The sequence below is a fragment of the Paraburkholderia sp. genome, from assembly GCF_028283785.1.
GTDB lineage: Bacteria > Pseudomonadota > Gammaproteobacteria > Burkholderiales > Burkholderiaceae > Paraburkholderia.
Map to the genome: position 1 here is coordinate 105,172 of NZ_JAPWKB010000020.1, position 13,042 is coordinate 118,213.

Consider the following 13,042-nt stretch of genomic DNA (forward strand, 5'->3'; position numbering starts at 1 on the left):
ACCCGACGCCGGAACCGTCGAGAAGGCCGAAAAATAGCGTGGCGCAAATGGGTTTTTGAAGCAGGCTACCGCCGCGAAGCGGGCGGGATGTGCGGGTGCGGTCCCGCACAGGGACGATCCAGGCAGACCAGCGTGAATACAGGCCGCGCACCCCACACCAGGCGCAACCAAACCAACCGGCGCGCACCGCAAACGCACCCGGTCCCGCACAGGGACGATCCAAGCAGACCAGCGTGAACACAGGCCGCGCACGCCACACCAGGCGCAACCAAACCAACCGCGCGCGTCGCCAAACGCATCCGGTCCCGCACAGGGACGATCCAGGCAAACCGACGTGAACACAGGCCGCGCACGCCACACCAGGCGCAACCAAACCAACCGCGCGCGTCGCCAAACGCACCCGCTCCCGCACAGGGACGATCCAGGCAAACCACCGCGAAACCGGGACAACCAAACCAACACCAGCGAAGCCAACCCAAAACCAACCCAAAACCGAGCTATCCTACCCCGGCCCCCACCCCAAGGCCCACCCCGTGCAAAGCCTCTCCCGCCGACCACTCAACCGGGCAGCGTCAAAAACCGCCATCTCCCTCTGCATCGCATGGCTCGCCTGCCAGCACGCGAGCCACGCAACAGACGCTTCCATCGACGACCCCACGCCCTCGACACTCGAAAGCGACACCCACCTGTTCGTGATCCAGCGCGACGGCTCCGTCGAGGAGCATGACGACGCGCTGCTGCGCGCGAACACCGCCAGCGGTATCGACGACATCGCGCAACGGTACGTGTGGTTCAACAAGGACATCGAGCAGGTCCAGCTTGTCAAAGCCGAAACGATCGACCCGTCGGGCGCGGTCCATCCGGTCAGCCCCGATGGTATCCGCGACGTGCAGGAACCGCGCTCGGCCGGTGCGCCTACATTTCAGGACGGCGTGCTGCGTACCGTGATTTTTCCCGGCGTCGGTGTGGGATCGCGCGTGCGCCTCGAATTTCGCAAGACGCGAATCAAGCCGCTGCAGGCGGGCACCTTCGCGTATCTCGTCGAACCGAATCGCGTGCCGGTCGAGCATCAGACGCTGATCTTCGATTTGCCCGCCGATGTGCCGCTCTACGCCGATACGCGCGGCTACGTCGCGCGCGAGCCGGTCACCGAAAACGGCCGCACCCGCTATACCTTCGATTATCGGCATGGCCCGTACGCGGCACTCGAATCCGGCTCGACCGGCTACGCGAACTGGGGCGACCGGCTGATGGTCTCGACCGTCCCCGACTACGCTGCGTTCGCGCAGCGTTATCGAAGCGCCGCCGTCGATCCGACCATGTCCGACCCTGCGATCGTGCAACTCGCGCAATCGCTGACGGCAAACACCAGCGATCCGCACGACAAAGCCCGCATCCTTTACGACTGGGTGCGCTTCAATATCCGCTACGTCGCGCTGTTTCTGGGCGAGACCGCCGCGATTCCGCACAAAGCCACCGACATCCTGCGTAACCGCTATGGCGATTGCAAGGACGTGGTCGCGCTGTACGGCGCGTTGCTGGCGGCGGTGGGCATCGGCAGCGAGGCGGTGCTGCTGAATCTCGGTCCGTACTACACGTTGCCGTCGGTGCCGGGCTACGGGACGAGTGCGATCAATCACGCAATCATCTGGATTCCCTCACTGTCGCAATTCGCCGATCTCACGGCGGGCGGCGTCGCATTCGGTTATCTGCCGTCGTCGGTGATGGATCGTCCTGTGCTGCTGGTCGATCAAGGCGTGATCGCCCGCACGCCCGCGGAACAGGCGCGACGGCGTTCGGTGCGCATGCAGTTCGATGTGAATGCCGACGGCGCGGCGTCGTATGCGTATCGTGTCGTGGATGGCGGCGTCAGCGCCGAACTCGAACGCAACGTGTTTCGTCGTGCGACCCGGCAACGCGCGCAGCAGATCGCGGCGGGCCGTCTGCTGCTGGCGGGCCTGCACGGCAGCGCACGCATATCGGTCGACGATGTGCGGGCGACGCACGGCGATTTCTCGACGGTCATGCAAGGCACGATCGATCATTTCGTCTGGCCAGACGGCACGACGGCCGTACCGGCTTTCAGCAGTCTAGGCGGCGGGATTGCGAGTCAGGTCGCGGGATGGCTCGCGGAGCCGGTCAGAACGCAAGACTGGACGTGCGTAGGCGGCGAGTTCGACGAGGCGTCGGTGTTCACGTTTCCCGCGAACGTGCGGATGACCGATTTCCCTCGCGATGTGGATGTAGCGAATCCGTTTTTCACGTACTCGGCGCGATATGTGTTCGACGAGCACAGCCGGGTGTTGCAGGTCACGCGCCGGTTCGCCGCACGCTTCGGCAAGCAGGCATGCAGCGCCGGCGATTTCGACGCGATGCGCGACGGCCTGGTGAAGGTCGAGCGAGACCTGGATTCGCAAATCGTGCTGAAAGGACGCTGAAGCACGCAACTGAACACGCAGAACAACCGCCGGCAGTCCGGCATGAAAACCGGACACCGGCGTACGCGCTGTCAATGCAGCGCGAGTCGCATCAGCTTCCGCTCTTGGTCACGATCGGCACCCACACGCCGCCCTTGACCTGATACAAGGTCGATGCGCCGCTCTTGGGTGCGCCCGTCGATTCGAACGAGATCTTGCCGGTCACGCCATCGAAATTGCTGGCCTTGAGGGCCGTGCGATACACCGCCGGACTCGACGACTTGGCCTGTTGCATCGCCTTGATCGCGGCCCACGCACCGTCGTAACCGAACGGCGCATACGACAGAATATCCACGCCAAAGCGCTTCTTGAACTTCTCCTCGAAGCCCTTGCCGCCTGGCAACTCCGCCAGCGGCCGACCGTATTCCCAGGCCATCACGCCTTCAGCCGAATCGCCGGCGAGCTTGATGAAATCCGGATCTTCGACGCCGCCGCCGCCGACCAGTTGCGCCGTCACGCCCAACTGTTTCATCCGGCGCGCGAAGCCCGCTGCCTGCGTATCCAGACCGCCGAAGAAAATCAGATCGGCATTGGTCGCCTTGATCTTCGTGATCTGCGTGCTGAAGTCCACCGCGTGATTGTCCGTGTACTCGCGCGCGACGATCGTTCCGCCATGCGCCTTCACCGCTTTCTCGAACTCGTCGGCTTCGCCCTGACCGAACGCGGTGCGGTCGTCGATGATCGCAATCCGCTTCGCCTTCGTGACATCGACCGCATACGCGCCCGCGTTACCCGCGTTCTGCGCATCCGTCGAAATCACCATGAACGTGTTCGCGAAACCGCGACCGGTGATGATCGGATTCGTCGCGGCCGGGTCGAGTACCGGAATGCCGGCCTGCTCATAGATTTGCGATGCGGGAATCGTGGTGCCCGAATTGAAGTGACCGACAACCGCCGATACGCCTTGATCGACGAGCTTTTGTGCAGCCTGGACGCCGATGCGCGGATCGGCCTGATCGTCCTCGGATACGAGTTCGAACTGCGCGACCTTGTCGCCGATCTTGATCTTCTGCGCGTTCGCTTCCTCGATCGCGAGACGTACGCCGTTTTCCAGATCCTTTCCGTAACCCGCGTTCGCACCTGTCATCGGCGCGGCAAAACCGATCTTGATCGGCGCGTCGTCGGCGAAACCGCTCAGCGGCGCGACCGTGAACGCGACGCCGAGCATCATCGCGAGTGGGTGCAGCGTCTTGCGAAAACTCATGATCTCTCCTTCATTGATGAAAAGACGGTATCGCGTCACGCGGCGTCAAAGACCGCTGCTTACGATCGACCTGGCGCGAATATAGAAAGCCAATTTGCACGCGTCTTGGCAGTTCGCGCCGCTTTGAATGCGCATTTCAGCATAGCGGTGCGAACCCACGGAGCGGCGGCGCGCGACGCGCCGTCCGAGGCTCGGAAGTGCGTGGAGAAAGGAACGCGGGGAGGGTGCCGGGAGACGGCGAGATGCAATGAGGGTGCGGCGGCGGGCGTGCGAATGCGGAGAACGGCACACGCCTGAAACACGCCGGCACGCGATGACGCGTGCCGGCGGCAAGACTTTTTATTGCTCGCCCTGCATGCGGAGCAATTCTTCGCGCAGACGCAGCAACGGTTCCTTGGTGCCTTCCTCGGCCCAGGTGTCGAGGTCGTCGATGGCGCGCTGGCAACCGTCGAGCAGCACGTCGAGATCGACCGGAACGCCGTTGTTCATCGCGAACTGGATCGTTTCCGCGAACTGCTGGCACTCGTCTTCGCCGTACGAAATGTCGAGATTGTCGGCGATCACCTGCGCGATATTGCTACGCGATTTATCGTCCGCCGTAACCATATCGACGATGCCGCGCGACACGGCCGGCGAGTAGTACAACGCGATATCGAGCCATTGCGCCGGATCGAAATCCGCTTCGTCGAACTGGTTCTCGAAGTACTCGATTGCTTCCTGTTCGTGTGCTTCGTCCGCATCGACGCTGATGCACAACTGCTCGAAATATTCTTCCCGCTCGCTGCGGATGTGACCGTCCATCTGTGCCTCGTTTGACTGTGCCGTATTGCCTGATAAATGCGGTGGCGTCATCGGTCGAACTGCGTGTGGGGCAGTGCAACGACGACGCATGCGGCACGCATTATAGGACGTCGCGCCGATAACGCCAGGCGCACGCCGCGGCAGTTGCGTCCAGACGGGCGCAAACGGTCCGCAAACGGTCCGGTCAAACGGTTTCGGCGGCCCATGCATCGAACCACTCGCGCGGCTGCGCGATGTCGTTCTGCGCGGCGACCAGTTCCAGCTCGTAGCGGTTCGCCTGCCAGGTGGTCTTGACGACGGCGTTGACGGCCGCGAGCGTGTGCTCGAATGCCGGCCGCAGCGAATCGCCCTGCAAGGTGCGCGCGACGAAAACGGCGCTGGTGAGGTCGCCGACGCCGACCGGTTGCCGCGCGAACGGATAGAGCGGACGCTGGCCGACCCATGCTTCGCGCGCGGTGACGACCAGCATGTTGAACATGTCGGCGGGGCTGTTGCGGTCCAGCAGATGCTTGACGAGCATCACTTTCGGGCCGCGCCGGATCACTTCGCGGCACGCCTCGACCGCGTCTTCGACGGTGTCGAGTTCGCGCCCGACGAGGCGTTGCAGTTCGCTGTGATTGGGCGCCATCGCGTCGGCGACGCTGGGCATCGTGTTGACGAGGAATTCCTGAACGCCGGGTTCGACGTGGCAGCCGCCCGCGGTCGCCGTGCCCATTACCGGGTCGCAGAAGTACCACGCGCGCGGATTGGCGGCCTTCACGGCCGTGACGATATCGACGACGGCCTGCGCCTGCTCCGGCGTGCCGAGATAGCCCGAGAGCACCGCGTCGCAACGCGGCAGCATGCCGATTGCGCCGATACCGTCGACCAGATCGACCATCTGCGCTGCGTCGATCGCGCTGCCGGTCCAGTGGCCGTACTGCGTGTGATTCGAGAATTGCACCGTGTTGAGCGGCCAGACGTTGACGCCGAGACGCCGCATCGGGAACTCCGCGGCGCTATTGCCGGCGTGCCCGAATACGACATGGGACTGGATGCTCAGTACGTTTTTCATGATGTTCCGGACCGGTGCCGCTGCACGCGCCGCGTGGCGTCGGGATAAAAGGATCGCTCGGTCTGAATGGGCCGGATGCGTATGCAGAAGACAATACCTGAGTTTTTAGCCCGCCGATTTGATCCGGCCCCGGAGTGTTGCGTGACGCCATCACTTGCGACGCGATCGCGCGCGACGCAAGCCGAAACCGCCGTGCGGGCCCGCCGCTGCGCTTACGGCGCGAGTTCGCGATACAGCGTCAGATAGCGGTCCGCCGACGCGCCCCAGCCGAAGTCCTGCCGCATCGCGCGACGCATGGTGGCTTTCCATTCGCTGCGGCGTCCGTACAGCGCGAATGCGCGACGGATCGCGAGCGCCAGCGAATGCGGATCGAAATGATTGAACACGAAGCCGGTGGTCAGGTCGTCGGCGAGATTCTCGAGCGACGCATCGACGACGGTATCCGCGAGACCGCCGACGCAATGCACCAGCGGCAGCGAGCCATACGCGAGCGCGTACAGCTGCGTGAGCCCGCAAGGCTCGAAACGCGACGGCACCGCGATCACGTCGCTGCCGGCGACGATCGCATGGGCGAGACCTTCGTCGAAGCCGAGTTCGACCGCGACGGATTCCGGATGCGATTGCGCGACCCGTTGCAAACCGTGTTCGATTGCGGGGTCGCCGGTACCGAACACCACCAGCTGCCCGCCGCGCCTGACGATCTCGGGCGTCGCGGCGAGCAGCAGGTCGAGGCCTTTCTGCTCGGTCAGACGGCTGACGACGCCGAACAGCAGCGCGTCGCTTTGCTGCGCAAGTCCAAAGCGCTTTTGCAGCGCCGCCTTGCATGCATTCTTGCCCGACAGACGCGTGCTGGTGTAATGGTCCGGCAGCAGCGCATCCGTCGATGGATTCCACACGGTGTAATCGACGCCGTTCAGAATGCCGCTTAAATCGTGCGTGCGCGTGCGCAGCAGCGCATCGAGTCCGCCGCCTTGCGCGATGGTCTGGATCTCGCGCGAATAGGTCGGGCTCACGGTCGTGATGCGGTCGCTGTAGTACAGCCCGGCCTTGAGAAACGACAACTGGCCGTAGAACTCGACGCCGTGCATGTCGAAGAAGTCGGGCGGCAGTTCGAGTTGATCGAACAGTTGCGCCGGGAAAACGCCCTGATAGGCGAGGTTGTGAATCGTGAAGACGGTATTCGCGAGCGCGCGGCCTTGTGCGCGTTCGGCGGCTTTCAGATAGGCGGGCGCGAGTCCTGCATGCCAGTCGTGCGCGTGGACGATGTGCGGCGTCCAGGCCGGGTCGAGTTGCTGCGCGAGTTGCGCGGCCACCCAGCCGAGCAGCGCGAAACGCTGTCCGTTGTCGCCGTACGGCACATGCTCCGCGTCGAGGTACGGATTGCCCGCGCGTTCATACAGCGAATCCGCGCGGATCACGTAGACGATCAGCCCGTTGGCGCCCAGCTTGCCCTGTTCGAGCGTCACGTGCGCGGCGCCGAAGCGTTGACCGATGCGCGCGACTTCCTTCATGTCCGTCAGCCCTGCAAGCACGGCTGGAAAGCCGGGCAGCAGCACGCGCACGTCCGCGCCGCGCTCGATCAGCGCGGGCGGCAACGCGCCCGCGACGTCGGCGAGACCGCCCGTTTTCAGAAGGGGATACAGCTCGCTTGCGACGTGCAGGGCGCGAATCGTCATAGGCTCGGGTTGTCGGTTCGGTTTGACTTCGGATGTGTCGGGCGCATGCGGTCGACGGGCCACGCGGACCTAGCGCGCGGTCTCGCCGGCGATGCGTCGCAACGCGTCCGGCGTCACCAGCACGATGCCGGACTCGGTGCGATAGAAGCGTTCGCCGTCGGCGACCGGGTCTTCGCCGATCACCATGCCGTCCGGAATCGTGCAGCCGCGATCGATCACCACCCGTTTCAACCGGCAACTCGCGCCGACCGTCACCTGCGGCAACAAGACTGCCTCATTGATGTTACAGAACGACTGCACGAGGACATTCGACGACAGCACCGAACGCGAGATCTGCGAGCCTGTGATCACGCAGCCGCCGCAGACGATCAGGTTGGTGCCTGTGCCTTGCAGGCCGTTCATGTCGCGCACGAACTTGGCGGGCGGCAACTGTTCCTGATGCGTCCAGATCGGCCAGTTGCGGTCGTACAGGTCGAGCGTCGGGATGGTCGACGCGAGATCGAGGTTGGCCGCCCAATACGCATCGATGGTGCCGACGTCGCGCCAGTACGGCTCGACGTTCGGGTCCGACGACACACAGGACATGCTGAACGGATGCGCGATCGCGTTGCCCTTAAGGACCACGCGCGGCAGGATGTCCTTGCCGAAATCGTGATCCGTCGCTTCGCTGGAGATGTTTTCTTCGAGCAGCGAGTACAGATATTCCGCGTCGAACACGTAGATGCCCATGCTCGCGAGCGCGATATCGGGGCGGCCCGGCATCGCGGGCGGGTCGGCGGGTTTCTCGACGAAACCCGTCACGCGACGGTTTTCATCCACATGCATCACGCCGAACGCAGTGGCTTCCATGCGCGGCACCTCGATGCATCCGACCGTGCAATCGGCGCCGCTTTCCGCGTGGTCCGCGACCATCCGCGTGTAATCCATCTTGTAGATATGGTCGCCCGCCAGCACGACCACGTATTTGGGGCGGATCGAACGGATGATGTCGAGGTTCTGGAACACGGCGTCGGCCGTGCCGCGATACCAGTGCGCGCCTTCCACGCGCTGTTGCGCCGGCCACAGGTCGATGAATTCGTTGAATTCGCCGCGCAGGAAACCCCAGCCGCGTTGCAGGTGACGCAGCAGCGAATGCGCCTTGTACTGCGTGACGACCGCGATGCGCCGGATGCCCGAGTTCAGGCAGTTCGATAGCGCGAAATCGATGATCCGGTATTTCCCGCCGAAGTGGACGGCAGGTTTGACGCGTTTGTTGGTCAGCGCGCCGAGGCGGGTGCCCCGGCCGCCCGCCAGCACGATGGCGAGCGTGGTGCGTTGCAGATCGTTCAGGCGTGCCGGCGTTTCCATATTTGTCTCCCTCTGGTTGTATGCCCCGGATGGTTCTGCTGAGATGGATCTGGTCTTTGGCAGCCGGCCCCGGCATCCGCAATGCCCGCGTGAAAACGCGCGCAACGCCAGTGAGATGCGTGGCTCTGTCTGGTAGTTCTAGCACCGATTCGTCGCTAACGCGTACTGTGGATTGCGAGCACGCGCGTGTGGACGACGATGTGAAGATCGCCATCCGCAATTGCGTTGTCCGTGCGGCACGACGCATAGTGCACCGTTATTCGATAGCAATTAATGTGCCGTAACGTTAACGGGTGCGGATCGCGTCGGCGGCACTGCGAATTCGCGAGACGCGACGTAGAATCGGCGACCGTTGTGCCGATGCGAGGCGCGAGCGCGCCGCGCTGGGGCGTCGCGCACCGTCGCGCACCGTCGTGCGTCATGTGTATGGAAGCTGCCGATCGACGCCCGACTCAAGCCTTTTTATCCAAGGGAAGACACGCCGTTATGAATGTCCGTAGTCAGGTTCTGCTTTCGTTGTGCGCGGCGATCTCGCTCGCGGTGTCGGGCGCCGTGTATGCCGCAGAAGCGGCGGATCCCGGTTCTGCGGCAGGTTCGTCCGCGAGCGCGTCGGCCGATAACGACGGTCCCGCTTACGGGCCGGAACTGCAAGGCTTCGATTATCCGGCGCCGGTCGGGCAGTTCACGTTCACGTCGCAAGGCGTGCCGCTGCATATGGCTTTTCTCGACGTCGCGCCGGTGCATCCGAACGGCCGGACGGCGGTGCTGCTGCACGGCAAGAACTTCTGCGCCGCGACCTGGGGCCCGACGATCCAGCGTCTCGCCGACGCCGGTTATCGCGTGATCGCGCCGGATCAGATCGGGTTTTGCAAGTCGAGCAAGCCCGAGCATTACCAGTACACGTTTCAGCAACTGGCGCGCAATACGCATGCGCTGCTCGCGTCGCTGGGCGTGACGCGTGCGACGATGATCGGTCATTCGACGGGCGGGATGCTGGCGGTGCGCTACGCGCTGATGTACCCGCAGGATACGCAGCAACTGGTGCTGGTGAATCCGATCGGTCTGGAAGACTGGAAGGCGAAGGGCGTGCCGTCGCTGTCGGTCGATCAATGGTATGCGCGCGAGTTGAAAACCACCGCCGACGGCATTCGCCGCTACGAGCAGTCCACGTATTACGCCGGTCATTGGCGTGCCGATTACGAGCCGTGGGTGCAGATGCTGGCGGGCATGTATCGTGGGCCGGGCAAGCAGATCGTCGCGTGGAATTCGGCGCTGCTGTACGACATGATTTACACGCAACCGGTCGTCTACGAACTCGGTCAACTGTCGATGTCGACGCTGCTGATGATCGGCCAGAAGGACACCACCGCGATCGGAAAAGATGCGGCGTCGCCCGAGGTGCGCGCGAAGATCGGTCACTATCCGGAGTTGGGCCGGGCGGCCGCGAAGGCGATTCCGCATGCGACGCTGGTGGAATTCCCGGACGCGGGCCATGCGCCGCAGATGCAGGATCCGCAGGCGTTTCATAAGGCGTTGCTGGAGGGGTTGGCGGCGCTCGGGCCGGCGGACCGCGGCGTTAAGGCGCGGGGGGGGAAGGAGGGGGGGACGCGGGGGGGGGCGGGGCGCACGGAAACACGAGGCCGCGGGGGGGCGGGGGGGGGGGGGGCATCACGAGCGCGGCCGGCCGGAGCCGGCGCAACCGCCGAAAGGGGGATCCACCGACCGCCAGACCGACCACCCGACCCGCCGCGGGCGACGCCGGACCCGCGGCGAGACGGCGCCGGAGAGCCGGACGACCGCCGAGGGCGACAACGCCAAAAGGCCGGGCGGCGCCGGCGCACTCAAGGGGGATGCCGGGGGGCGAGAACGGGGCGGACAATCCGGGACGAACGGCGGGGAACCGAAGCAACGCGCCGCCAGGACACAGGACACGCCGGCGGAGGGGGGAGGGAGAAGAGGGGAGGGGGGGAGGGAGAGGGGGGGGGCCAAAGGTGAGCGTCGAGTCACCCACGGGGGGGGGGGGGGGGGGGAGGGGGGGGGGGGGGGGGGGGGGGGGGCACTAAGCACCACGCAAGCGAACCGCTAAGCCCAAATCCTCCACGACGAAAAAAAGCCGGCGCAACCAATGCGCCGGCTTTTTTCATCTGCCCGCTTAACCGCGATCCGCGTGCCCGAATCCGACCGTCAGGCCGACGCTTTCGCCGACGCGAGTTCGTCACGCACCTCAGCGGCGATTTCGAACGAGCGCAGGCGGGCCGCGTGGTCGTAGATTTGCGCGGTGAGCATCAGTTCGTCGGCGCCGGTTTCGTCGATGATCGACCGCAAGCCTTCGCGGACCGTTTCGCGGTCGCCGACCACCGAATACGCGAGCGAATGCGCGACGTTGTTCAGTTCCATGTCGGACGCTTCGATGCGCTCGACGGGCGCTTGCAACTGACCCGGCGTGCCGCGTCGCAGGTTGATGAACTGCTGTTGCAACGATGTGAACAGGCGCGCGGCTTCGTGATTCGTTTCCGCCGCGAACAGATTCACGCCGACCATCGCGTACGGTTTGTCGAGCGTCGCCGACGGGCGGAATTGCGAGCGGTAAAGTCGCAGCGCGGTCAGCATGTGATCCGGCGCGAAGTGCGACGCGAACGCGAACGGCAAGCCGAGCGCGGCGGCGAGCTGCGCGCTGAACAGCGACGAGCCGAGCAGCCAGAGCGGCACATGAAGGCCCGCGCCGGGCACGGCCCGCACGCGCTGACCGGCAACCGGATCGGCGAAAAAGCGCTGCAGTTCGACGACATCGTCGGGGAAGGAATCGGCGCTGCCTTGCAGATCGCGGCGCAGCGCGCGGGCCGTGGTTTGATCGGTGCCGGGCGCGCGGCCGAGACCCAGATCGATACGGCCGGGATAGAGCGACGCGAGCGTGCCGAACTGTTCGGCGATCACCAGCGGTGCGTGATTGGGCAGCATCACGCCGCCCGAACCGACGCGAATCGTCTTCGTGCCGCCCGCGACATAGCCGATCACCACCGACGTCGCGGCGCTGGCGATGCCGGTCATGTTGTGATGTTCGGCGAGCCAGAAGCGGCGGTACTGCCACTTCTCCGCGTGCTGCGCGAGGTCGAGCGAATGGTGGAACGCGTCGGCGGCGGTGGCGCCGACCGGGATGGGGGCGAGGTCCAGGACTGAGAAGGGGATCATAAGGGTCGTGTGGTGCAGAGTCTGTCGTGTTTGTGATGCCGCGAGCGGGCGCTTTCGCGCCGGTGCGCCGTCAGCGTCGATGCTGGATTGTGACCGAGCGGGCGGGTTTGTGCTGACGACGCACCGAAAGCGGAGACCGCCGTAGGGTCTTTTTCCGGCACGCCACCGCGCCATGTTTAAAACCCGCGCGGGCGGCCGAAGGCCCCGTCAATCAATCTTCTGAACATTTCACGTAAACACCGTCTCGCGAATCGAAAAAAATCCGATTAAATTACGCACACCTGGACGACACTTAAAGTCGAGGGACCAGACGACCGTGAGCAGCGGTCGGACTCCGGGGGTAGCGCAGGTCGGGGGTCAATGCAACCCCCGACCACTCCTTCCCTCAGAGACCGCTGCATGTCGTCGATCGGTCGATCGGTCGATCGCTTCGATCCCGCGCTTCACCGTCGCCACACCGTCGTGGCGTCTCCGCTTCCCGGTTATCCTGTCATGTATCGCCCGAACAGGTAGCCCTCATCCGATGCTTTCCCGCCTTCAACCGCTCGTCACCGTCGCTGCGCTATGCGCCTGTCTGGGCGCGACGCTCGCGCTGTCCGGCTGCGACGATCAACAGGCCGATCAAGCCGTGCAAAAGCTCAAGGAATTCTTCAACGCGGTGAAACCGGACGTGCTGCTGCTCAAAGGCCTCACGCCCGGCGTCACCACCGAAGCCCAGATCCGCGATCAGATGGGCAAGCCCGAAACCGAACGCAGCTTCACCGATGGCTCCAGGCGCCTCGAATATCCGCGCGGTCCGCAGGGACTGGCGACCTATATGGTCGATATCGCCGCCGACGGCACGCTGGCCGCCGTGACGCAAGCGCTCACCGCCGAAAACTTCGCGCGGATCCGTCCCGGCATGAGCGAGGACGAAGTGCGCCGTCTGCTCGGAAGACCCGGCGAGGTCGCCGTGTATCCGCTGAAGCCGGAAACGGTCTGGAGCTGGAAGTGGCACGAAGGCGGCGTGACCGACGAAGCCTTCTTCAACGTCCATTTCGATGCCACGCATGTGGTTTATACGACCTCGCGCTCGGACGTGATTCGCGGGCACTGAGTGCCCCACGTCGCACACATCGCTGTCGCACACATCGCCGTCGTGCATGGCTGACGCGCCTTCCGCTCGCGCACTTCGCTGCGCGAGTTCGGGTTTGCGCAGACAATCCGGAACATTCGCGCCATATCGCGCCGCGGCTCCGCACCACGCGCCACGCGCCGCAGCGGGACGCAACGCAACACAACACATCGCAACGCT

Annotated in this window: 8 protein-coding genes and 1 pseudogene; 3 read left to right on the forward strand and 6 right to left on the reverse strand. The window is 64.7% G+C overall.

Features of this window, described 5'->3' with window-relative positions; translation table 11 throughout:
• Nucleotides 1-533 precede the first annotated feature (533 nt).
• A complete protein-coding gene (locus tag PW947_RS29660; protein ID WP_299636241.1) occupies nucleotides 534-2,438 on the forward strand; it encodes a DUF3857 domain-containing protein in 1,905 nt (634 codons plus the stop codon).
• Nucleotides 2,439-2,529: 91 nt separating this feature from the next.
• Here PW947_RS29660 and PW947_RS29665 read toward each other — a convergent pair whose 3' ends face one another.
• The 5 genes from PW947_RS29665 to glgC form a co-directional block, all read right to left on the reverse strand.
• A complete protein-coding gene (locus PW947_RS29665) occupies nucleotides 2,530-3,681 on the reverse strand; it encodes a branched-chain amino acid ABC transporter substrate-binding protein (protein WP_299636242.1) in 1,152 nt (383 codons plus the stop codon).
• A 339-nt stretch (nucleotides 3,682-4,020) separates the two neighbouring features.
• A complete protein-coding gene (locus PW947_RS29670) occupies nucleotides 4,021-4,482 on the reverse strand; it encodes a hypothetical protein (protein ID WP_299636244.1) in 462 nt (153 codons plus the stop codon).
• A gap of 184 nt (nucleotides 4,483-4,666) precedes the next feature.
• The gene (gene pdxY, locus PW947_RS29675; RefSeq protein WP_299636246.1) at nucleotides 4,667-5,536 is read right to left on the reverse strand and encodes a pyridoxal kinase PdxY; all 870 of its coding nucleotides are present in this window, start codon (nucleotides 5,534-5,536) and stop codon (nucleotides 4,667-4,669) included.
• A gap of 212 nt (nucleotides 5,537-5,748) precedes the next feature.
• Nucleotides 5,749-7,212, reverse strand: coding sequence for a glycogen synthase GlgA (gene glgA / locus PW947_RS29680; protein WP_299636247.1), 1,464 nt, complete (start codon nucleotides 7,210-7,212; stop codon nucleotides 5,749-5,751).
• A gap of 69 nt (nucleotides 7,213-7,281) precedes the next feature.
• Nucleotides 7,282-8,559, reverse strand: coding sequence for a glucose-1-phosphate adenylyltransferase (gene glgC, locus PW947_RS29685; protein ID WP_299636249.1), 1,278 nt, complete (start codon nucleotides 8,557-8,559; stop codon nucleotides 7,282-7,284).
• 486 nt (nucleotides 8,560-9,045) lie between these two features.
• On the opposite strand from glgC, the pseudogene PW947_RS29690 reads away from it, so the two are divergent.
• Nucleotides 9,046-10,131: pseudogene (locus tag PW947_RS29690) on the forward strand (alpha/beta hydrolase); the annotation flags it as partial.
• Between the two features lie 612 nt (nucleotides 10,132-10,743).
• On the opposite strand, the gene PW947_RS29695 reads toward PW947_RS29690, so the two are convergent.
• Entirely contained in the window at nucleotides 10,744-11,748 is a 1,005-nt protein-coding gene (locus PW947_RS29695) for an LLM class flavin-dependent oxidoreductase (protein WP_299636251.1), read from the reverse strand.
• Nucleotides 11,749-12,271: 523 nt separating this feature from the next.
• On the opposite strand from PW947_RS29695, the gene PW947_RS29700 reads away from it, so the two are divergent.
• Complete coding sequence (locus PW947_RS29700) at nucleotides 12,272-12,844, forward strand: hypothetical protein (RefSeq protein WP_299636254.1); 573 nt, start codon at nucleotides 12,272-12,274, stop codon at nucleotides 12,842-12,844.
• The last annotated feature ends 198 nt before the right edge of the window (nucleotides 12,845-13,042 follow it).

What these genes read in the sequence shown, in the direction of transcription:
- PW947_RS29665 (WP_299636242.1), bottom strand. Translation starts at nt 3,681, where the DNA reads ATGAGTTTTCGCAAGACGCTGCACCCACTCGCGATGATGCTCGGCGTC.
- PW947_RS29670 (WP_299636244.1), bottom strand. Translation starts at nt 4,482, where the DNA reads ATGGACGGTCACATCCGCAGCGAGCGGGAAGAATATTTCGAGCAGTTG.
- pdxY (WP_299636246.1), bottom strand. Translation starts at nt 5,536, where the DNA reads ATGAAAAACGTACTGAGCATCCAGTCCCATGTCGTATTCGGGCACGCC.
- glgA (WP_299636247.1), bottom strand. Translation starts at nt 7,212, where the DNA reads ATGACGATTCGCGCCCTGCACGTCGCAAGCGAGCTGTATCCCCTTCTG.
- glgC (WP_299636249.1), bottom strand. Translation starts at nt 8,559, where the DNA reads ATGGAAACGCCGGCACGCCTGAACGATCTGCAACGCACCACGCTCGCC.
- PW947_RS29695 (WP_299636251.1), bottom strand. Translation starts at nt 11,748, where the DNA reads ATGATCCCCTTCTCAGTCCTGGACCTCGCCCCCATCCCGGTCGGCGCC.
- PW947_RS29700 (WP_299636254.1), top strand. Translation starts at nt 12,272, where the DNA reads ATGCTTTCCCGCCTTCAACCGCTCGTCACCGTCGCTGCGCTATGCGCC.